Annotated in this window: 20 protein-coding genes; all 20 read left to right on the top strand. The window is 62.2% G+C overall.

Annotated elements, in window-relative coordinates:
• Positions 1 to 8: 8 nt before the first annotated feature.
• The 20 genes from pseB to fliG all read left to right on the top strand — a co-directional run bounded on the left by pseB (position 9) and on the right by fliG (position 20462).
• Positions 9 to 1010 carry a UDP-N-acetylglucosamine 4,6-dehydratase (inverting) gene (gene pseB / locus HU752_RS09050; protein WP_186677707.1) on the top strand — a complete coding sequence of 334 codons (1002 nt, stop codon included), beginning with the start codon at positions 9 to 11 and terminating at the stop codon, positions 1008 to 1010.
• A complete protein-coding gene (gene pseC, locus HU752_RS09055) occupies positions 1007 to 2182 on the top strand; it encodes a UDP-4-amino-4,6-dideoxy-N-acetyl-beta-L-altrosamine transaminase (RefSeq protein WP_186677698.1) in 1176 nt (391 codons plus the stop codon). Before pseB ends, pseC begins: the two co-directional genes overlap by 4 nt.
• Positions 2175 to 2795, top strand: a complete 621-nt coding sequence (locus HU752_RS09060; protein ID WP_186677692.1) for a pseudaminic acid biosynthesis-associated methylase — start codon at positions 2175 to 2177, stop codon at positions 2793 to 2795. The genes pseC and HU752_RS09060 overlap by 8 nt, the downstream gene beginning before the upstream one ends.
• Positions 2792 to 3502, top strand: coding sequence for a pseudaminic acid cytidylyltransferase (gene pseF / locus HU752_RS09065; protein ID WP_186677690.1), 711 nt, complete (start codon positions 2792 to 2794; stop codon positions 3500 to 3502). The genes HU752_RS09060 and pseF overlap by 4 nt, the downstream gene beginning before the upstream one ends.
• Complete coding sequence (pseG, locus tag HU752_RS09070) at positions 3499 to 5004, top strand: UDP-2,4-diacetamido-2,4,6-trideoxy-beta-L-altropyranose hydrolase (RefSeq protein WP_186677674.1); 1506 nt, start codon at positions 3499 to 3501, stop codon at positions 5002 to 5004. Before pseF ends, pseG begins: the two co-directional genes overlap by 4 nt.
• On the top strand, positions 4997 to 6049 hold the full coding sequence (pseI, locus tag HU752_RS09075; RefSeq protein ID WP_186677660.1) for a pseudaminic acid synthase: 1053 nt from the start codon (positions 4997 to 4999) through the stop codon (positions 6047 to 6049). Before pseG ends, pseI begins: the two co-directional genes overlap by 8 nt.
• A gap of 242 nt (positions 6050 to 6291) precedes the next feature.
• Entirely contained in the window at positions 6292 to 7218 is a 927-nt protein-coding gene (locus HU752_RS09080; protein WP_186677658.1) for a ketoacyl-ACP synthase III, read from the top strand.
• 74 nt (positions 7219 to 7292) lie between these two features.
• Positions 7293 to 8585 (top strand): motility associated factor glycosyltransferase family protein, encoded by a 1293-nt coding sequence (locus HU752_RS09085; protein ID WP_186677656.1) that lies wholly within the window; start codon positions 7293 to 7295, stop codon positions 8583 to 8585.
• The gene (locus HU752_RS09090; protein ID WP_186677654.1) at positions 8582 to 8854 is read left to right on the top strand and encodes a hypothetical protein; all 273 of its coding nucleotides are present in this window, start codon (positions 8582 to 8584) and stop codon (positions 8852 to 8854) included. Before HU752_RS09085 ends, HU752_RS09090 begins: the two co-directional genes overlap by 4 nt.
• A 232-nt stretch (positions 8855 to 9086) precedes the next feature.
• On the top strand, positions 9087 to 9938 hold the full coding sequence (locus HU752_RS09095) for a flagellin domain-containing protein (protein WP_186677653.1): 852 nt from the start codon (positions 9087 to 9089) through the stop codon (positions 9936 to 9938).
• 73 nt (positions 9939 to 10011) lie between these two features.
• Positions 10012 to 10395 carry a flagellar protein FlaG gene (locus tag HU752_RS09100; protein WP_186677651.1) on the top strand — a complete coding sequence of 128 codons (384 nt, stop codon included), beginning with the start codon at positions 10012 to 10014 and terminating at the stop codon, positions 10393 to 10395.
• Positions 10396 to 10477: 82 nt separating this feature from the next.
• Positions 10478 to 11971 carry a flagellar filament capping protein FliD gene (gene fliD / locus HU752_RS09105; RefSeq protein ID WP_186677649.1) on the top strand — a complete coding sequence of 498 codons (1494 nt, stop codon included), beginning with the start codon at positions 10478 to 10480 and terminating at the stop codon, positions 11969 to 11971.
• A 129-nt stretch (positions 11972 to 12100) separates the two neighbouring features.
• A complete protein-coding gene (gene fliS, locus HU752_RS09110; RefSeq protein ID WP_186677643.1) occupies positions 12101 to 12496 on the top strand; it encodes a flagellar export chaperone FliS in 396 nt (131 codons plus the stop codon).
• Positions 12497 to 12509: 13 nt separating this feature from the next.
• The gene (gene fliT / locus HU752_RS09115) at positions 12510 to 12806 is read left to right on the top strand and encodes a flagellar protein FliT (protein ID WP_186677642.1); all 297 of its coding nucleotides are present in this window, start codon (positions 12510 to 12512) and stop codon (positions 12804 to 12806) included.
• A gap of 181 nt (positions 12807 to 12987) precedes the next feature.
• Complete coding sequence (locus HU752_RS09120; RefSeq protein WP_186677641.1) at positions 12988 to 14463, top strand: sigma-54 dependent transcriptional regulator; 1476 nt, start codon at positions 12988 to 12990, stop codon at positions 14461 to 14463.
• Between the two features lie 128 nt (positions 14464 to 14591).
• A complete protein-coding gene (locus HU752_RS09125) occupies positions 14592 to 15782 on the top strand; it encodes a sensor histidine kinase (protein WP_186678059.1) in 1191 nt (396 codons plus the stop codon).
• 2 nt (positions 15783 to 15784) lie between these two features.
• Positions 15785 to 17185: a sigma-54-dependent response regulator transcription factor FleR gene (fleR, locus tag HU752_RS09130; RefSeq protein WP_186677640.1), complete on the top strand. Its 1401-nt coding sequence runs from the start codon at positions 15785 to 15787 to the stop codon at positions 17183 to 17185.
• A gap of 135 nt (positions 17186 to 17320) precedes the next feature.
• Entirely contained in the window at positions 17321 to 17650 is a 330-nt protein-coding gene (gene fliE / locus HU752_RS09135; protein WP_186677624.1) for a flagellar hook-basal body complex protein FliE, read from the top strand.
• Between the two features lie 15 nt (positions 17651 to 17665).
• Entirely contained in the window at positions 17666 to 19450 is a 1785-nt protein-coding gene (gene fliF, locus HU752_RS09140; RefSeq protein ID WP_186677617.1) for a flagellar basal-body MS-ring/collar protein FliF, read from the top strand.
• The gene (gene fliG, locus HU752_RS09145; RefSeq protein ID WP_017902256.1) at positions 19443 to 20462 is read left to right on the top strand and encodes a flagellar motor switch protein FliG; all 1020 of its coding nucleotides are present in this window, start codon (positions 19443 to 19445) and stop codon (positions 20460 to 20462) included. Before fliF ends, fliG begins: the two co-directional genes overlap by 8 nt.
• Positions 20463 to 20467 lie beyond the last annotated feature (5 nt).

The raw sequence follows: 20467 nt of genomic DNA on the forward strand, positions 1-20467 counted from the left end.
GAGACAACATGTTCAACGGCAAATCGATTTTCATCTCCGGTGGGACCGGCTCGTTCGGGCGCAATTTCATCCGGCGCCTGCTGGAACAGTATCAGCCCAAGCGGGTGGTGGTGTTCTCGCGTGACGAGCTCAAGCAGTACGAGATGCAGCAGACCTTCAATGCTCCGTGCATGCGTTATTTCCTGGGCGATGTGCGGGATGTCGAGCGCTTGCGCCAGGCCATGCGCGGTATCGATTTCGTGGTGCATGCCGCAGCACTGAAACAGGTACCGGCTGCCGAATACAACCCGACGGAATGCATCCGCACCAACGTCAACGGGGCGGAGAATGTCATTGCCGCAGCGATCGATAACGGTGTGAAAAAGGTCGTCGCCTTGTCCACGGACAAGGCGGCCAGCCCGATCAACCTCTATGGCGCGACCAAGTTGATGTCGGACAAATTGTTCGTGGCCGCGAACAACATTGCCGGGGATCAGCAGACGCGTTTCGCCGTGGTGCGTTATGGCAACGTGGCCGGTTCGCGTGGCTCGGTGGTGCCCTTCTTCGACAAGCTGATCAGGGAGGGGGCAGGCGAACTGCCGATCACCGACGAGCGCATGACCCGCTTCTGGATCACCCTCGACCATGGCGTGCAGTTCGTGCTCGACAGCTTTGCGCGGATGCATGGCGGTGAGGTCTTCGTGCCGAAGATCCCATCGATTCGCATCGTCGACCTGGCCCGTGGCATGGCCAGCCACCTGCCGCACAAGCACGTAGGGATCCGTCCCGGCGAAAAACTCCATGAGTTGATGGTGCCCCTGGACGATGCACGGATGACCCTGGAGTTCGCCGATCACTATACGATCCAACCATCGATCCGCTTCACCCAGGTCGATGTCGACTTTGCCGTGGATGGCCTGGGCGAACGCGGCCAGCCGGTGCCCGAAGACTTCGAATATCGCTCCGACACCAACCCGCAGTTCCTCTCGGTGAGCGAACTCGCCGAGCTGCATGACGGCCTGCCCGCATGATTCCCTACGGGCGCCAGAGCCTGGATCAGGCGGATATCGATGCGGTCGTTGCCGTACTGCAATCGGACTGGCTGACCCAGGGACCGGCCATCGAGCGTTTCGAGTCGGCATTGGCGGCGCGTTGCCAGGCATCGCATGCCGTTGCGGTGTGTAATGCGACTGCCGCCTTGCACATCGCCTGCCTGGCTGCCGGGCTTGGGCCGGGAGACCGGCTCTGGACCACTCCCAACACCTTCCTGGCCTCGGCCAATTGTGGTCTCTATTGTGGTGCGCAGGTCGACTTCGTCGATATCGACCCATTGACCTGGAACCTCGATGCCAGTGCCCTGGCACGCAAGCTGGCGCTGGCCGAGCAGGAGGGTACCCTGCCGAGAGTGGTGGTGGCGGTGGCTTTTTCCGGGCAAAGCTGCGAGATGCAGGCCCTCTCGCAACTGGCCCGCGAATACGGTTTTGTCCTGATCGAGGACGCCTCCCATGCGGTCGGTGCGTCCTATGCCGGGAGTCCGGTGGGCAGTGGTCGATTCGCCGACATGACGGTGTTCAGCTTCCACCCGGTCAAGATCATCACCACTGCCGAAGGTGGCATGGTGCTGACCAATCGCGCTGATCTGGCCGAGCATCTGCGTCGCTTGCGCAGCCATGGCATGACCCGCGATCCGGCGCAGATGAGCGAGCCCAGTCATGGTCCCTGGTACTACCAGCAGATCGAGTTGGGTTTCAACTATCGGATGACCGATATCCAGGCCGCACTCGGCCTGTCGCAACTGGACAAGCTGGAGGGCTTCATTGCCCGGCGACGTTACCTGGCCGAGCGTTACCGGCAGTTGCTGGCCGATCTGCCCGTGACCCGGCCAGGCCTTCAGGCCCAGGCCGAGTCGGCCTGGCACCTGTATGTGATCAGGCTGCAACTGGAGCGGATCGGCCTGACCCACCGGAGGGTGTTCGAGGCCTTGCGTGCGGCGGGAATCGGGGTGAATCTGCACTACATTCCAGTGCACCTGCAGCCGTACTATCGCGAGCTGGGTTTTGCCGAGGGTGATTTTCCCGAGGCCGAACGTTACTACAGCGAGGCGATCAGCCTACCGATGTACCCTGGGTTGAGCGATGAACAGCAGGATCATGTCGTCGATCAATTACGACGAATCTTGAACAGCGGGAGCGAGCATGCGTGAACTGAGTGAGCAAGAGCACTTCTGGCGTGGCGAGTTCGGCGACCAGTACGTGGGGCGCAACCAGGGGCAGGCGCTGGTCGCCGCCAACCTGGCGCTGTTCGCCAAGGCGCTGGCCCGCACCACCCGCCTCGAAAACCTGCTGGAACTGGGTACCAATACCGGCAACAACCTGCAGGCATTGCACCAGTTGCTGCCCGGCTGCCAGCTGCAGGGGGTGGAAATCAACGCCAAGGCCTGCGAGCAGGCCAACGCGCTGGGCATCGCCCAGGTCTGGCACGGCTCGTTGTTCGATTACCCGCGCGAGCGTCGCTTCGACCTGACGCTGAGCAAGGGGGTGCTGATCCATCTGGCACCCGAACTGCTGTCGGCAGCCTACGAGCAGCTCTATCAATTGAGCGGACGCTACATCCTGCTGGCCGAGTACTACAACCCGGTGCCGGTCGAGGTGTCCTATCGGGGCAACAGCGGCAAGCTGTTCAAGCGTGATTTCGCCGGCGAGATGCTGGATCGCTACGACGACCTGCAGTTGCTCGACTACGGTTTCGGCTATCACCGCGATCGGCAGTTTCCTATCGATGACGTGAACTGGTTCCTGCTGGAAAAACGCTCTTGAGTGCGGTCGCGATCATTCCGGCGCGGGGCGGCAGCAAGCGGATCCCGCGCAAGAACCTCAAGCTGTTCCATGGCGAGCCGATGATCGCGCGCTCGATCCGGCTGGCGCTGGGCTGCGGCCTGTTCGAGCAGGTGGTGGTCAGTACCGATGACGCGCAGATCGCCGAGGTGGCGCGAGAGCAGGGGGCCCGGGTGCCGTTCCTGCGTCCGGCGGCGTTGGCCGATGATTTCACCGGCACTGCGGCCGTGATCGCACATGCCGTCGAGGCCCTGGCGCAGCAAGGGCAGACCTTCGACTACGCCTGCTGCATCTACGCCACGGCGCCGCTGTTGCAAGCGCGTTTCCTGCGTGAAGGGTTCGAGACGCTGGAGCGGCATCCCGAACGCTCCTTCGCGTTTTCCGTCTGTGAGTTCGGTTTTCCGATCCAGCGGGCCTTGACCCTGACCGGGGATGGGGCGCTGACCGCGCTCTATCCGGAGCATCGTCAGACCCGCTCACAGGACCTGCCTCCGGCTTTCCAGGACGCCGGACAGTTCTACTGGGGGCGCAGCGCCGCCTGGTTGCGTGGCGATGTGCTGTTTTCCGAGAGCAGTCTGCCGGTCCTGCTGCCGCGCCATCTGGTCCAGGATATCGATACGCCAGAGGATTGGCTCCGGGCGGAGTACCTGTACTCGGCCTTGCAGGCCGCAGGGGAGTTGCAGTCGTGAGAGTGCTGTTTCGGGCTGACGCTTCGGCCGCCATCGGCAGCGGGCATGTGGCCCGTTGCCTGACGCTGGCTGCGATCCTGCGTGCCAGCGGTGCCGAAGTGGTGTTCGCCTGCCGGGAGCTGCCAGGCAATGCCTTGGCCCGCCTGGCCGCGGATGGTTGGCCCTGCCTGGCCTTGCCCAATGCCTATCCGGGTGAGGAGTCCGCACTGGGGATCGAGGCCCCCTTGCCCTGGCAGGCCGATATCGAGGCCCTGGAGCGCTGTCTGGCGGTCGAGCCCGGGTTCGACTGGATCGTTGTCGATCACTATGCCCTCGATCATCGCTGGCAGGCCGCTGCGCGGCGCTGGGGACGACGGATCGCGGCGATCGACGACCTGAACAACCGCCAGCATGCGGTCGATATCCTTTTCGACCAGAACTTCACTGCCCGTGACCCTGAATATGCCGGGCGTGCCCTGACGCCCTGCCGGCAGTTGCTCGGCCCACGCTATGCGCTGATTCGCGACGAGTTCCGTCGTCCAGCCGTACCGATCAAGGCCCGGGCGCAGCGGGTGCTGGTGAATTTTGGTGGGCTCGATGGCGTCGGGGAAACCTGGAAGGCCATGCAGGCCCTGGTGGATTTTCAGGATCTGCAGGTGGACTTCGTCGCCGGCACGGCCAACCCGCGCCTGGCGCAGTTGCAGGCGATGGCCGCGGATCGTCCGTCCTGGCGGGTGCAGACCTTCGTCAAGGATTTTGCCGAACTGATGGCCGGCGCTGATCTGTTCATCGGTGCCGGTGGCGGCACCAGTTGGGAGCGCGCCGCGCTGGGGCTGCCGACCCTGTGCATAGCGGTGGCCGAGAACCAGCAGGCCAACGCCGAACGACTGGCGGCGGCGGGGGCGCATGTCTACCTCGGCACCAGCCAGGCGGTGGATGTCGCTCAGTTGAAGCAGGCGGTGGGTTTCGTGCTGGGCAATGTGGGTCTGCGCCGCAGCCTGGCCGAGCGTTCGCGCAGCCTGGTCGACGGGCTCGGCGCCCGGCGTTTCGCCGTCGCCTTGTTGGGCGCCAGCCTCGATGTGCGAAGGGTGACGCCGCAGGATTCACCGTTGTTGTTTGACGGTCGCAATCACGTGGCGGTGCGTCGTGCCTCGCTGAACAGCGCGCCGATTGACTGGGTGTCGCACCAGGCCTGGCTGGCAGCGAAACTGCAGGATCGCGATTGCCTGCTGCTGGTCGCCGAAGCGGCGGACGGCCCGGTGGGCGTGCTGCGCTATGATCGCGCGGCCGAGCGCGCCGAGGTTTCGCTGTATCTGTTTGCCGAGCGCATGGGATTGGGCTGGGGCAGGGCGCTGTTGACGCGTGGCGAACGGGCCTTGCGCGAGTATTGGCCGCAAGTCACGGGGATTGACGCCCGGGTGCTGCCGGATAATCCGGCTTCGATCGAATTGTTCCGTAACAGCGGTTATGTCCAGTCGGCCAGCCGTTTCGAGCGTGTAGTGAAGGATCAGGTCCATGACTAGTTTCAAGATCGGCCAGCGCGTGATTGGCCCGGATGCACCGCCGTTCGTCATTGCTGAAATGAGCGGCAACCACAACCAGTCGCTGGACGTCGCCTTGCAGATCGTCGAGGCAGCGGCCAAGGCTGGCGCCCATGCGTTGAAGTTGCAGACCTACACCGCCGACACCATGACCCTGGACCTGGCCGAGGGCGAGTTCTTCATCAAGGACCCGGGCAGCCTGTGGGCCGGTTCATCGCTCTATGAGCTCTACGAGAAGGCCCACACGCCCTGGGAGTGGCATGCGCCGATCTTCGCCCGGGCGAAAGAGCTGGGCATGCTGGCGTTCTCCACGCCTTTCGACGAGACGGCCGTGGATTTCCTCGAAAGCCTCGAGGTGCCGGCCTACAAGATCGCCAGTTTTGAAAACACCGATCTGCCGTTGATTCGTCGGGTCGCCGCGACGGGCAAGCCGTTGATCATCTCCACCGGCATGGCCAGCGTTGCCGAGCTGGATGAAACGGTCCGTGCCGCGCGGGCGGCCGGTTGTCGCGACCTGGTGCTGCTCAAGTGCACCAGCACCTACCCGGCTTCGCCGCTCAACAGTCATATACGCACCATTGCCCACCTGCAGCAGTTGTTCGGTTGCCAGGTGGGGTTGTCCGATCATTCCATGGGCGTTGGCGTCGCGGTGGCGGCGGTGGCCCTGGGCGCGACCGTGGTGGAGAAACACTTCACCCTCGATCGGGCCGCAGGTGGCGTGGACGCCAGCTTCTCCCTGGAGCCGGCCGAGCTGGCCAGCCTGGTGGTGGAGACCGAGCGGGCCTGGCAGGCGCTGGGCGAGGTGCGTTATGGCGCAACCGAGGCCGAGCGCAAATCCCTGGTCTATCGACGCTCGCTGTACGTGGTGGAGGACGTTGCCCCCGGCGAGCTGCTCACGGCGCGGAACGTGCGGGCGATCCGTCCCGGCCTGGGATTGGCGCCCAAACATATCGATGGTGTGCTGGGGCGCAAGGCCCGCATGCCCCTGAAACGCGGTACGCCCCTGGACTGGTCGTTGATCCAATAGCCTCTTTGCTATCGATTCGGGCAAAATAGGCGTGACTTGTGAGTCATGACGCGCATCTTCACTGTATTGTATTTTCCGGGGATGCGGGCGCCTGAGCCTTTTCGGTTGGTGACAGCCCCTTCAGTCCGCCGTTTTCGCCCTGTTTTAACCCACGTGGCGGGGTGACGGAAAATCCCTGTTGATCGGCGCCCCTCGATGCCTGCGAGCGGCGATATTCAGCTGTTTATTATTGGGAATTCATAATGATTGGCATAAAAAGCATTGCCAGTTACGTGCCGACAGCCGGCGTGGACAACTACGCTCAGGGTGCCAAATTCGCCAAGGATGAAGAGTTCATCCTGGGCAAGATCGGTTCCGCCTTCCTGCCGCGCAAAGATGCCGGGCAGGAAACCTCGGACCTGTGTGTCGAAGCGGCGAATGCCTTGTTTGCCAGCAATCCGCAACTCAAGCGCGAGAGCATCGATGCGCTGATCGTCGTCACCCAGAACGGTGACGAGGAAGGCCTGCCGCATACCGCGGCGATCGTCCAGGACAAGCTCGGTCTGCCGACCCACGTGGCGGCGTTCGACATTTCCCTGGGCTGCTCCGGCTACGTCTATGGCATCTATGCCATGAAGGGCTTCATGGAGGCCGCAGGCCTGAAGAATGGCCTGCTGATCACCGCCGACCCGTATTCGAAGATCGTCGATCCGGAAGACCGCAACACCACCATGCTGTTCGGTGACGCCGCGACCGCGACCTGGATGGGGGAGGACGCACCCTGGCAGTTGGGCAAGTCGAAGTTCGGTACCGACGGTTCCGGCGCGCCGCACCTGAAGGTCAGCGACGGGGTGTTCTTCATGAACGGCCGCCAGGTGTTCAACTTCGCCCTGCTCAAGGTGCCGGCCCACCTGCATGAGTTGCTCGACGACTCGGGCCTGCAGCCGAGCGATATCGATGCCTTCTGCATCCACCAGGGCAGCGCGGCGATCGTCGATGCCGTGGCGCGGCGTTTCGAGGACAAGCCGGAGAAGTTCATCAAGGACATGACCGAGACCGGCAATACCGTGTCCTCGAGCATTCCCCTGCTGCTGGAAAAGCACGTGCTCAACTCGAGCTGGAAGCGCGTGGCCCTGAGTGGTTTCGGCGTTGGCCTGTCGTGGGGTTCGGCGATCATTCATCGCCCCTGATTGCACAGGGCTGCAAAATAGCGCTCCGGGTGAGTTAACCTTGAGCGCTATTTTTTTGCGCGGAGCACGGCGGGATGAGCGAAAGCCTTGAGCTGAACGGGCGAATCATCGAGGCACGTTGGCCGCAACTGTGGCAGCGCCTGCTGGTCGAGGAGAGCGACGGGCTGGCGGTGGAGCTGGTCGAGGGGCAAGGCTCGACCCTGAGTGTCGGTGGCGTGCAGTTGACCAGCCGGCATGACCGCCTCGCCGAGGCGCGCCTGCAGGCGTCGACCCTGCCACCCGGCAGCAAGGTGTTGCATGTCTACGGGACTGGACTTGGGGATCTGCAGCAGGTGCTGCTGGAGTCGCCGGGGTTGCAGCGCCTGCACGTGCATATTCTCAATGCTGCGCTGTTTCGGCTGGTACTCGGGTTGCTGGATCAGGGGGGGTGGTTGGCCGATCCGCGGGTCGAGCTGAGTCATGCCGCCGATCATCCGGAAATTCTCTTTCCGTTCTTTGCGCTGCCGGCCGAGTTGGTCCTGGCTGACGATTTCAATGCGCGGATGCGCGACCGGTTGATGAGTGAAGTGCACCTGAGCTTCAACAATCGTGAATTCGATCCGCAGTCCCCGGCGATCCTCAAGCGTCTTCAGGAGAGTCGCGCGATGTTTGCCGCCGATCGCGATGTCGCTGAGTTGTTCGCCACGCAGGTGGGGCAGCACGTTTACGTGATCGGCACCGGGCCGAGCCTGGAGGCGCAATGTGCGCGGCTCAGGGCAATCCAGGAGCAGTCGCAACGGCCGCTGTTCATCAGTGTCGATACCGCGTACCGGCCGCTGCGCGAGCAGGGCATCAGGCCGGACCTGGTCGTGAGCATCGATCAGCGGATCGGTTTTCGACACCTGCCGCCCGAGGCATCCGCGGGGATCCCGCTGGTCTACATGCCCATGAGTGACCCCGAGATACTCAAGGCCTGGCAAGGCCCGCGCTACGGTGCCTATTCCGCCAGTCCGGTCTATGGTGCGGTTCGCCAGCAGTTCGAGCGAGGCCTGCTGTATGTCGGTGGCAGTGTGCTGCATCCGGCGGTGGACCTGGCGGTGAAGATGGGGGCGGCAACCATCACCCTGTTCGGTGCCGATTTCGCGTTCCCGATGAACAAGACCCACGCGGGCTGGAATGACGGCGAGCTGGGTCCCAGTCTCAATGAGGCGCGCCATTGGGTGCTGGACGGCAATGGCCAGCGGGTGCGCACGCAGTTGAATTTCCGTCGCTATCTCTGCGAGTTGGAGCGTTACATTGCCGCGCATCCGCACGTGCGCTTTCTCAACAGTAGCCGGGCAGGTGCGCAGATTATCGGTAGCGCTTTCGACCAGGAGTTCGTGCAGTGAAGTCCTATGAATACGCCGCCGATGAGGCGCTGCGTTGTGCAGCATTGTTCCGTTTCGGCCGTGATGTCGAGGCGGCATTGTCGATGGTCGAGCTGTTCGAGCAGATCCAACTGCTGCTGCGGCAGGCGCCTGCCAATGTGCAGGAGGTGTGGGGGCAACTGCTGGTGTCGATGTTCGGCTGCCAGGAACGTCAGGATTGGCTGGGGTTGGCGGATACGCTGCAGTACGAACTGGTCGGGTTGCTGGCGGCGGTCCAGAGCGGTCGGTGAGTGCCTGGTGACGAACGGTTGGGGGTGGGCGGTTCTCTGGCGCCATTTTTTCTCAATGGGTGTGCGCTAAGCCCTTGTTTTTAGAGGGGTGGCAGGTTGCTAGCAAATTTTTTGAAAAAAGCCCTCAAGCAACCTGCCAACCCGACGATAACTATTACGAAGGTTCTCTAGGCCACACCCGGCGGTTGCCAGGGCCGGAAGCCGTAGTACACCACCCAACGAGGAATTCGTCATGGCTTTAACTGTAAACACCAACACTACGTCGCTGAACGTTCAGAAGAACCTGAACCGTGCTTCCGATGCCCTGTCTACCTCCATGCAGCGCCTGTCTTCCGGCCTGAAAATCAACAGCGCCAAAGACGACGCCGCCGGCCTGCAGATCGCTACTCGCATGAGCTCGCAGATCCGTGGTGGCACCCAGGCTATCCAGAACGCCAACGACGGTATCTCCGTTGCCCAGACCGCTGAAGGCGCTCTGCAAGCTTCGACCGACATCCTGCAGCGTATGCGTGAACTGGCTGTTAAAGCCCGTAACGGAACCAACGGTACTGCCGACCAGACCGCGACCAACGCCGAATTCGCTCAGATGTCTGACGAACTGACTCGTATCGCCCAGTCCACCAACCTGAACGGCAAGAACCTGCTGGACGGTTCGGCGGGTACTGTGACCCTGCAAGTCGGTGCCAACACCGGTAGCGCCAACCACATCGACCTGGTTCTGAGCTCGAAGTTCGACGCCGCCAGCCTGTCGGTAGACAGCGGTACTGTCGTTCTGACTGGTGCCACCACTGGTGCAGCCGCTACCAACATCGATAACGCGATCACCGCGATCGACGCGGCAATCGCCAACATCGGTGCTACCCGTGCTGCACTGGGTGCTTCGCAGAACCGTCTGACCAGCACCATCTCCAACCTGCAGAACATCAACGAGAACACCACTGCTGCACAAGGTCGCGTACAAGATACCGACTTCGCCGCAGAAACTGCTAACCTGACCAAGCAGCAGACCCTGCAACAGGCTTCCACCTCTGTTCTGGCTCAGGCTAACCAACTGCCTTCCGCTGTACTGAAGCTGCTTCAGTAATCTCGGAATGAGTTTGGCGGGGGAGTGTGCTTGTCACGCTCTCTCGCCTTTTTACGTTGAGAGGTGATGCAAGATGGACATGAGTGTAAAACTTAATCTGTCTTACCCAGCTGTTCTGCCGGCCAGTACCAGTTCCAACAGCGGCGCTGTGGCCGACAAATCGGCTTCGGCACCTCAGGCGGATGCGGTGAAAGCGGCTCCGGACACCGACGCCACCAACAAGGATGCGGATTCCTCCGAAAGACTCAAGCGGGCTGTTCAGGACATCGAAAAGTTCGTGCAGTCGATCAAGCGTAACCTGGAGTTCTCGATCGACGAGCATTCCGGGAAAGTCATCGTCAAGGTCATCGCCAGCGATACGGGTGAGGTGGTAAGGCAGATTCCTACCGCCGAGGCCATGAAGTTGGCCGACAGCCTGAGTTCGGCGAGCAGCGTGCTGTTCGATGGAAAAGCCTGACAACTGGCATGAATAGTGTTTGCTGGACCTTTGGCCGCCGATAAGGGTCAAAAGACCGGCAGCAACCTGACGGGAGAGGCACATGGCAAGTCCAATTTTACCGGGAACGGGCTTAGGCTCGGGTCTGGATATCAGTTCGATCGTTACTGCGCTGGTGAACGCCGACAAATCGGCCAAGCAGACGCAGATCGATAGCGCGACAAAAACCAATACACTGAAGATTTCCGGTATCGCGTCCCTGAAGAGCGCCCTGGCGGCGTTCCAGAAGACCATGACCGATCTCAGTGCTTCGACCAGTACCGCGTTTGCCGGCTACACGGCGACGTCGGGAACGGCGACCACGCTGACCGCGACTTCCGACAATACGGCCGTTCCAGGCACGTACAACGTTGTCGTGTCGAGCCTTGCCACGGGTTCGAAAGTGGCCAGCGCCTCGTTTGCCGGTGGTACCAGCAGTGCCATTCCGAGTGGTACCCTGACTATCAGTCAAAATGGCACTAACTACAATGTCGACATCCCGGCCAATGCTACCTTGCAGAGCACTCGGGACCTGATCAACAGCAAGCTGGGCAGCAATGGCTTCTCGGCCAACATCGTGACCGACAGCTCCGGTGCGTCGCGCATGGTGATCAGTTCGACGACCACGGGAGCGGGCTCCGACATCAAGGTCAGTGGTATCTCCGGCCTGGAGATCGACGGTACCCAGGTGATGGGGAGCAATCCTTCGGCCACGGCTTCCGGTGCGGTCACGGCTCTCGCTACCGACGCTTCGCTGACCGTTGACGGCCTGAAGGTGACCAGCAAGAGCAATACCGTTACCGGTGCGATCAGCGGCCTGACCCTGAACCTGCTGTCGGCGGGTGCCAGTACTGGCAATGGTACCTTTGCCGGTGCCAGCTCGACGGTGACTGTTGCCAACAACACCAGCGGTCTGCAGACCTCGATCCAGTCGTTCGTCGACTCCTACAACACCCTGATGAATACCATCAACACCCTGTCCAAGGCGACAGCGGATGCTGACGGCAATCTGACTGTGTCGGCGGCGTTCACCGGTGACTCGCTACCGCGCTCGCTGATCTCTGACCTTCGCGCACAGCTTACGACCACGGGGGCTGGTGGGCCATTGTCCGTGCTGTCGCAGTTGGGCGTGTTGACGGTAGCCGGTAACGACGCCAGCAACTCAGGTAACCTGTCCTTCGACACCGCCACGTTCACCAAGGCCATGGCCACTCCAGGCATGAGCGGCCAGGTGCAGCAGTTGTTCAACGGCACCAATTCGACCAATGGTCTGTTTTCGCGTCTGGGTACTGCGCTCAATACCTACCTGGGGACTCCGGTCGGGTCGAGTGGCGTGCGCACCGGCGGCGTGCTCGATGCGCGCAACACCAGCCTGCAGTCCATCGCCAAGGATCTGACCAATCAGCAGGCCGCGCTGGATCTGCGTGTCGCCAACATGACCAAGACCCTGACGGCCAAGTACAACGCCATGGACCTGTTGGTCGGGCAGATGAAGGCGACGGCGACCAGTATCACCTCGTTCTTCACCTCGCTGAACGCGCAGAAATCCTCCAGCTAACCTGGGGCGACGCCAAAAACCCGGCTACGCTTTATCGCGTGCCGGGTTTTTGCCTTTTGGGTTAAAGTTTTTTGACTCGAAGGCGATACACTGGTCATACGAACTTTCAGCGTTGTAGCGAGGTACGACATGAATCCGATGTTAGCCCTTCGGCAGTATCAGAAGGTGGGGGCGCAGGCACAGACCTCCGAGGCCACGCCTCACCGTCTGGTGCAGATGCTGATGGAAGGCGGCCTGGATCGCATTGCTCAGGCCAAGGGGGCTATTGCGCGCAATGACATCCCCGCCAAGTGCGTGGCGATCAGCAAGGCCATCGGTATCGTCGGCGGCCTGCGCGAGGGGTTGGATCTGGAGAAGCAGGCCGATGCCCTGGCTGACCTGGATGGCCTCTATATCTATATGATGAAGCGTCTGGCCGAGGCCAACATCAAGTCGGACCCGAAGATCCTTGATGAAATCGCCAGCTTGCTCAGCACGGTCAAAGAGGGCTGGGACGCCATCGGCGCGCCCGCCCCACAGTTCTAGGGAGTACAGCGTCATGAGCCTCGTTCTGCAGCGTATCCAGGAAACCCGCGAAGCTCTGGTGAAGGCCCTGGCCGAGCGTGACTGGGGTAGCATCGCCGAGTTGGACCTTGCGTGCCGTGCCTGCATGGAGGATGTGCTCAACGAGGCATCGGTCGATGAGGATGCCCTGCGCAGTCATCTGGAAGAGCTGTTGCACGTCTATCGGCAACTGCTGGAGACGGCGATGGCCGAGCGGCAGGCTATAGTCGAAGAGATGCAGCATCTGCAGCAGGCGCAGAATGCAGCGAAGGTTTACCATTTATTCGGTTGACGCAGCGTTTGCGCAGGGTTAATCGAAGCGTATTGCGCCATAAATTTGACTGCGTACGATTTTTTGACTTAACTAGTGCTGTTTTCCAGATTTCAGTCGTCTTTGAAGGTGATAGCCCACCTCGGGCGTCAAGGTTGCCCACACACAAGGGCATCGAGTTGACTAGGGAAGTTGCTATTGCATGTGGCGTGAAACCAAAATTCTGCTGATCGATGACGATAGCGTTCGCCGCCGTGACCTGGCGGTGATTCTAAATTTTCTCGGCGAAGACAACCTGTCCTGCGGCAGCAATGACTGGCAGCAGGCGGTCGACTCCCTGGCGTCCAGTCGCGAGGTGTTGTGCGTCCTGATCGGGACGGTCAACACGAGCACAGGGCTATCGGGCTTGCTTAAGACACTCGGAACCTGGGATGAGTTCCTTCCGGTTCTGCTTTTGGGTGAAAATAGTTCTGCCGAGCTGCCCGAGGACCTGCGTCGCCGGGTGCTTTCCAGCCTGGAGCTGCCGCCCAGCTACAGCAAGCTGCTCGACTCCCTGCACCGTGCCCAGGTCTATCGCGAGATGTACGACCAGGCCCGCGAGCGCGGTCGTCAGCGCGAGCCGAACCTGTTCCGCAGCCTGGTCGGCACCAGTCGTGCGATCCAGCACGTGCGCCAGATGATGCAGCAGGTGGCCGATACCGACGCCAGCGTGCTGATCCTCGGCGAGTCCGGCACCGGCAAGGAAGTGGTGGCGCGCAACCTGCACTACCATTCCAAGCGGCGTGACGCGCCCTTCGTGCCGGTCAACTGTGGCGCGATTCCGGCCGAGTTGCTGGAAAGCGAGCTGTTCGGCCATGAGAAGGGCGCCTTCACCGGTGCGATCACCAGCCGGGCTGGCCGTTTCGAGCTGGCCAACGGCGGCACGCTGTTCCTCGACGAGATCGGCGACATGCCGTTGCCGATGCAGGTCAAGTTGTTGCGCGTGTTGCAGGAGCGCACCTTCGAGCGCGTGGGCAGCAACAAGACCCAGAGCATCGACGTGCGGATCATCGCGGCCACCCACAAGAACCTCGAGAGCATGATCGAGGTGGGCAGCTTCCGTGAAGACCTCTATTACCGCCTGAATGTCTTCCCGATCGAGATGGCGCCGCTGCGTGAGCGGGTCGAGGATATCCCGCTGCTGATGAACGAGCTGATCTCGCGCATGGAGCACGAGAAGCGCGGTTCGATCCGCTTCAACTCGGCAGCGATCATGTCGCTGTGTCGCCATGGCTGGCCGGGCAACGTCCGTGAACTGGCCAACCTGGTGGAGCGCATGGCGATCATGCATCCCTATGGGGTGATCGGCGTGGCTGAACTGCCGAAGAAGTTCCGCTACGTCGACGACGAAGACGAGCAGATGGTCGACAGCCTGCGCAGCGACCTCGAGGAGCGCGTGGCGATCAATGGCCATACGCCGGACTTCAGTACCTCGGCGATGCTGCCGCCGGAAGGCCTGGACCTCAAGGATTACCTCGGTGGCCTGGAGCAGGGCCTGATCCAGCAGGCGCTGGACGATGCCAATGGCATCGTGGCACGGGCGGCCGAGCGTCTGCGCATCCGTCGTACCACCCTGGTGGAGAAGATGCGCAAGTACGGCATGAGCCGGCGCGAAGGTGACGAGCAGGCGGATGATTGACGCCTGTTTTTCAAGTCGCTGAAAACTGGGCGGTTTTTTTTAGGCACGGGTATTGCTAAGTCTCCCGCAACGTTCCGTTTAAATGACGGTCAGCCATGCGAGAGAGCACCATGCCCCAAGCCGCCCAGATGTCTTCTGTTCCCGAAGTCGCGGGACAACCATCGTCCGTAGAGCAGGCAAGCCGGCTGGGTCTTGAGCAGGCGTTTGCCCTGTTCAACCAGATGTCGACTCAACTCACTGATTCCTACAGTCTGCTGGAAGCACGGGTCACCGAGCTCAAGGGTGAGCTGGCCGTGGTCAGCGCCCAGCGCATGGCTGAGCTGGCGGAGAAGGAGCGCTTGGCCAACCGTCTGCAGAATCTGCTGGACCTGTTGCCGGGCGGCGTCATCGTGATCGACTCCCATGGTTACGTCTGCGAGGCCAATCCTGCCGCCCGCGAGTTACTGGGTGAGCCGCTGGAAGGCGAGTTGTGGCGTCATGTGATCGCTCGTTGCTTCGCGCCGCGCGAGGATGACGGCCATGAGATCTCGCTCAAGGACGGTCGGCGCCTGTCGATTGCCACGCGCTCGCTGGAAGGCGAGCCAGGGCAGCTGGTGCTGCTCAATGACCTGACTGAAACCCGCCGCCTCCAGGATCAACTCGCCCGTCACGAGCGCCTGTCTTCCCTGGGGCGGATGGTCGCATCCCTGGCGCACCAGATTCGCACGCCATTGTCGGCGGCGCTGCTGTACGCCAGTCATCTCAATGAGCAGGCCTTGCCGGTGGAGACCCAGCAGCGCTTCGCCGGGCGCCTGAAGGAGCGCCTGCATGAACTCGAGCATCAGGTGCGCGACATGCTGGTGTTCGCTCGTGGCGAGCTGCCATTGACTGACCGCCTGACCCCCGCAGTGCTGTTGCAAACCCTGCAGGCGGCCGCGCAGACCCATGTACAGGGCGCGGCGATCCGTTGGCAGTGCGACAGTCATGAGGGTGAGTTGCTGTGCAATCGCGACACCCTGGTCGGCGCCTTGCTCAACCTGATCGAAAACGCCATGCAGGCCCGTGTGGGCGAGGTGCGCCTCAAGGTGCACCTGTACAGCCGCGGCAATACCCTGCGCCTGAGCATCAGTGACAATGGCAGTGGCATCGAGCCGCAGGTGCTGGCGCGCCTGGGAGAACCCTTCTTCACCACCAAGACCACCGGTACCGGCCTCGGCCTGGCGGTGGTCAAGGCTGTTGCCCGGGCACACCAGGGCGACATGCAATTACGTTCACGACTGGGGCGTGGCACTTGCGCGATGTTGTGCCTGCCGCTGATCCCCGGCGCCACGGAGGCATAGTGATGGCTGCACAGATCAAGGTCCTGTTGGTCGAGGATGACCGGGCGCTGCGCGAAGCGCTGGCGGATACCTTGCTGCTGGCGGGGCATGAGTTTCGCGCAGTGAGCTGTGCCGAAGAGGCATTGGAGGCGGTGGCGCAGGAGGCGTTCAGCCTGGTGGTCAGCGATGTGAACATGCCGGGCATGGACGGGCATCAGTTGCTCGCTCGGCTGCGTGCCCGCCAGCCGCTGTTGCCGGTGCTGCTGATGACGGCCCATGGTGCGGTCGAGCGTGCCGTGGAGGCGATGCGCCAGGGCGCTGCCGACTATCTGGTCAAGCCCTTCGAGCCCAAGGCGCTGCTGGAGCTGGTGGAACGTCATGCACTCGGGTTGTCCGGTGCGGTGGAGAGTGAAGGGCCGATTGCCGCCGAGCCGGCCAGTGCGCAGTTGCTCGAGCTGGCTTCGCGGGTCGCCCGCAGTGATTCGACGGTGCTGATCTCCGGCGAGTCGGGGACCGGCAAGGAGGTCCTGGCGCGCTATATCCATCAGCAATCGCAGCGTGGCGGCCAACCGTTTGTCGCGATCAATTGCGCGGCCATCCCGGACAACATGCTCGAGGCTACGCTGTTTGGTCATGAGAAGGGATCGTTCACCGGTGCGATCGCCGCCCAGGCGGGCAAGTTCGAACAGGCCGATGGCGGCACCATCCTGCTCGACGAAATTTCCGAGATGCCCCTGGGCCTGCAGGCCAAGCTGCTACGGGTGCTGCAGGAGCGCGAGGTCGAGCGGGTCGGTGCACGCAAGCCGATTTCCCTGGATATCCGGGTGGTTGCGACCACCAACCGTGACCTGGCCGCCGAGGTGGCGGCAGGGCGGTTCCGCGAGGACCTGTACTACCGGCTGTCGGTTTTTCCGCTGGCCTGGCGTCCGCTACGCGAGCGCACTGCCGATATCCTGCCGTTGGCAGAACGTTTGTTGGCCAAGCACAGTGCGAAAATGAAACACGCTGCCGTCAGATTGTCGCCTGGGGCCCAGGCTTGCCTGGTCGGCTATGCCTGGCCGGGCAACGTGCGCGAACTCGACAATGCGATCCAGCGGGCGTTGATTTTGCAGCAGGGCGGGCTGATCCAGGCCGAGGACTTCTGCCTAGCCGGGCCAATCGGCTGTGCGCCGTTGCCAGCGGTGCGGGTGCCCTCGGTTGAGGCGGACGCCAGTGAAATGGCGGCGGTGGAATCGGCGGGAGCGCTCGGTGACGATCTGCGTCGACGCGAGTTCCAGATGATCATCGATACCCTGCGTGCCGAGCGCGGGCGGCGCAAGGAGGCCGCGGAGCGCCTGGGTATCAGCCCGCGTACGCTGCGCTACAAACTGGCGCAGATGCGCGATGCCGGCATGGATGTGGAAGCCTATCTGTTCGCCACTTGAGTCGCTTTGCCCGCTATACGGTCATGTATCGGTTTTTATTCGGAGGCGACAAGGAGATGGCACCCTTGTTGCTAACACCACTACTAACCGCTGCACGAGTGTCAAAAAATTGCAGGTCGCCGGAGAGAGTAGTTCATGAGCCAGGGTATTGAATTTAATCGGTTGATGTTGGACATGCGCGCCATGCAAATGGATGCCATGGCCCAGCCGAAGTCGGCTGTGGCCGCGCCAGAAGTCGCCGGCAGCAGCTTTGCCGACCTGCTCGGCAAGGCCGTTGGCAAGGTCAACGATACCCAGCAGGCCTCTAACCAGCTGGCCAACGCCTTCGAAATCGGCAAGAGCGGCGTGGACCTGACGGATGTGATGATCGCCTCGCAGAAAGCCAGCGTCTCGTTCCAGGCCCTGACCCAGGTTCGCAACAAACTGGTCCAGGCGTATCAAGACATCATGCAGATGCCGGTTTAAGGGCGAGATTGAGTCATGGCAGAAGCAGTCGCCGATAACGTACCGGCCAAGTCCGGTGCGACAGAAAGCAAACCTCCGCTGTTTGGTTTGTCCTTTCTGGAAAACCTTTCCGAGATGTCCATGCTCCGTCAGATCGGCCTCATGGTCGGCCTGGCCGCCAGCGTGGCGATTGGTTTTGCCGTGGTGTTGTGGTCCCAGCAACCTGACTACCGGCCGCTCTATGGCAGCCTGGCCGGTATGGATGCCAAGCAGGTCACCGAAACCCTGGCGGCGGCGGACATTCCCTACACTGTCGAACCGAATTCCGGCGCACTGCTGGTCAAGGCCGAAGACGTCTCCCGTGCCCGGCTGAAACTGGCGGCTGCCGGTGTGACGCCGACCGATGGCAACATCGGTTTCGAAATCCTCGACAAGGACCAGGGCCTGGGTACCAGCCAGTTCATGGAAGCGACCCGCTACCGTCGCGGTCTCGAGGGTGAGCTGGCGCGCACCATCTCCAGCCTGAACAATGTCAAGGCCGCACGCGTGCACCTGGCGATTCCGAAAAGCTCGGTGTTCGTGCGCGATGAACGCAAGCCAAGCGCCTCGGTGCTGGTCGAGCTCTATCCTGGTCGCTCCCTGGAGCCGGGCCAGGTGGTGGCGATCATCAACCTGGTGGCGACCAGCGTTCCCGAACTGAACAAGTCGCAGATCACCGTGGTCGACCAGAAGGGCAACCTGCTCTCCGACCAGGCACAGAACTCCGAACTGACCATGGCCGGCAAGCAGTTCGACTACAGCCGTCGCATGGAAAGCATGCTGACCCAGCGCGTGCACAACATCCTGCAGCCGATCCTCGGTAACGATCGCTACAAGGCCGAGGTTTCCGCGGATGTCGATTTCAGCGCGGTCGAATCGACTTCCGAGCAGTTCAACCCGGACCAGCCGGCCCTGCGCAGCGAGCAGTCGACCAGCGAACAGCGCACCGCCAGCAACGGCCCGCAGGGCGTTCCAGGTGCCTTGAGCAACCAGCCGCCAACGCCAGCCTCGGCTCCGCAGACCACCGGTGGCGCCACGGCCTCGGCCGGTGCGGTACAACCGGGCCAGCCATTGCTCGATGCCAACGGCCAGCAGATCATGGATCCGGCCACCGGCCAGCCGATGTTGGCGCCGTATCCGTCGGACAAGCGTCAACAATCGACCAAGAACTTCGAGCTGGACCGTTCCATCAGTCATACCAAGCAGCAGCAGGGTCGCCTGACCCGCCTGTCGGTAGCGGTGGTGGTCGACGACCAGGTCAAGGTCAACCCGGCCAACGGCGAAACCACCCGCAACCCGTGGAGCGCCGACGAATTGGCGCGCTTCACCCGCCTGGTGCAGGATGCCGTCGGTTTCGACGCCAGCCGCGGCGACAGCGTGAGTGTGATCAACGTGCCGTTCTCCGCCGAGCGTGGGGAAGTGATCGCCGATATTCCGTTCTACTCGCAACCCTGGTTCTGGGATGTGGTCAAACAGGTACTGGGCGTGCTGTTCATCCTGGTCCTGGTGTTCGGTGTGCTGCGTCCGGTGCTGAACAACATCACCAACGGTGGCAAGAGCAAGCAACTGGCCGGTCTCGGCGACGTCGAGCTCGGTGGCATGGGCGGCCTGGACGGCGAACTGGCGAACGACCGCGTGAGCCTGGGCGGTCCGCAGAGCATCCTGCTGCCAAGTCCGAGCGAAGGTTATGACGCGCAGTTGAACGCCATCAAGAGTCTGGTAGCCGAAGATCCGGGCCGTGTGGCACAGGTCGTCAAAGAGTGGATTAACGCCGATGAGTAATAACGCCGCCGTCACCCAGAAGCTGACCCGGGTCGATAAAGCCGCGATCTTGCTGCTGTCGCTGGGTTCGGCCGATGCCGCCCAGGTATTGCGCCACATGGGGCCCAAGGAGGTTCAGCGTGTCGGCGTGGCCATGGCGCAGATGCGCAACGTGCATCGCGAGCAGGTCGAGCAGGTCATGAGCGAATTCGTCGACATCGTCGGCGACCAGACCAGCCTGGGCGTCGGTTCCGACGACTACGTGCGCAAGATGCTCACCCAGGCGCTGGGCGAGGACAAGGCCAACGGCCTGATCGACCGCATCCTGCTCGGGGGCAACACCAGCGGCCTGGACAGCCTCAAGTGGATGGAGCCACGTGCCGTGGCCGACGTCATTCGCTACGAGCACCCGCAGATCCAGGCGATCGTGGTGGCCTACCTCGATCCCGACCAGGCCGGTGAAGTGCTGAACAACTTCGACCACAAGGTGCGCCTGGACATCATTCTGCGGGTTTCCTCGCTGAACACCGTGCAGCCGGCCGCCCTCAAGGAACTCAACCAGATTCTCGAGAAGCAGTTCTCCGGCAACTCCAATGCTGCCCGTACCACCCTGGGCGGTATCAAGCGTGCCGCGGATATCATGAACTTCCTCGACAGCTCGATCGAAGGCCAGCTCATGGATTCGATCCGCGAAGTGGACGAGGACCTGTCGACCCAGATCGAAGACCTCATGTTCGTCTTCAACAACCTGTCCGACGTCGACGACCGCGGCATCCAGGCGCTGCTGCGCGAAGTCTCCTCGGATGTACTGGTACTGGCGCTCAAGGGCTCCGACGAGAACGTCAAGGAAAAGATCTTCAAGAACATGTCCAAGCGTGCGGCGGAACTGCTGCGCGACGACCTCGAGGCCAAGGGCCCGGTACGCGTCAGCGACGTGGAAACCGCGCAGAAGGAAATCCTCACCATCGCCCGCCGTATGGCCGAAGCCGGAGAAATCGTGCTCGGTGGCAAGGGCGGCGAAGAGATGATCTAAGGATC

It is taken from the genome of Pseudomonas vanderleydeniana (genome assembly GCF_014268755.2).
GTDB lineage: Bacteria > Pseudomonadota > Gammaproteobacteria > Pseudomonadales > Pseudomonadaceae > Aquipseudomonas > Aquipseudomonas vanderleydeniana.

Coding starts and splice junctions, on each gene's coding strand:
- pseB (WP_186677707.1), top strand. CDS start 9: ATGTTCAACGGCAAATCGATTTTCATCTCCGGTGGGACCGGCTCGTTC.
- pseC (WP_186677698.1), top strand. CDS start 1,007: ATGATTCCCTACGGGCGCCAGAGCCTGGATCAGGCGGATATCGATGCG.
- HU752_RS09060 (WP_186677692.1), top strand. CDS start 2,175: ATGCGTGAACTGAGTGAGCAAGAGCACTTCTGGCGTGGCGAGTTCGGC.
- pseI (WP_186677660.1), top strand. CDS start 4,997: ATGACTAGTTTCAAGATCGGCCAGCGCGTGATTGGCCCGGATGCACCG.
- HU752_RS09080 (WP_186677658.1), top strand. CDS start 6,292: ATGATTGGCATAAAAAGCATTGCCAGTTACGTGCCGACAGCCGGCGTG.
- HU752_RS09085 (WP_186677656.1), top strand. CDS start 7,293: ATGAGCGAAAGCCTTGAGCTGAACGGGCGAATCATCGAGGCACGTTGG.
- HU752_RS09095 (WP_186677653.1), top strand. CDS start 9,087: ATGGCTTTAACTGTAAACACCAACACTACGTCGCTGAACGTTCAGAAG.
- HU752_RS09100 (WP_186677651.1), top strand. CDS start 10,012: ATGGACATGAGTGTAAAACTTAATCTGTCTTACCCAGCTGTTCTGCCG.
- fliD (WP_186677649.1), top strand. CDS start 10,478: ATGGCAAGTCCAATTTTACCGGGAACGGGCTTAGGCTCGGGTCTGGAT.
- fliS (WP_186677643.1), top strand. CDS start 12,101: ATGAATCCGATGTTAGCCCTTCGGCAGTATCAGAAGGTGGGGGCGCAG.
- fliT (WP_186677642.1), top strand. CDS start 12,510: ATGAGCCTCGTTCTGCAGCGTATCCAGGAAACCCGCGAAGCTCTGGTG.
- HU752_RS09120 (WP_186677641.1), top strand. CDS start 12,988: ATGTGGCGTGAAACCAAAATTCTGCTGATCGATGACGATAGCGTTCGC.
- HU752_RS09125 (WP_186678059.1), top strand. CDS start 14,592: ATGTCTTCTGTTCCCGAAGTCGCGGGACAACCATCGTCCGTAGAGCAG.
- fleR (WP_186677640.1), top strand. CDS start 15,785: ATGGCTGCACAGATCAAGGTCCTGTTGGTCGAGGATGACCGGGCGCTG.
- fliE (WP_186677624.1), top strand. CDS start 17,321: ATGAGCCAGGGTATTGAATTTAATCGGTTGATGTTGGACATGCGCGCC.
- fliF (WP_186677617.1), top strand. CDS start 17,666: ATGGCAGAAGCAGTCGCCGATAACGTACCGGCCAAGTCCGGTGCGACA.
- fliG (WP_017902256.1), top strand. CDS start 19,443: ATGAGTAATAACGCCGCCGTCACCCAGAAGCTGACCCGGGTCGATAAA.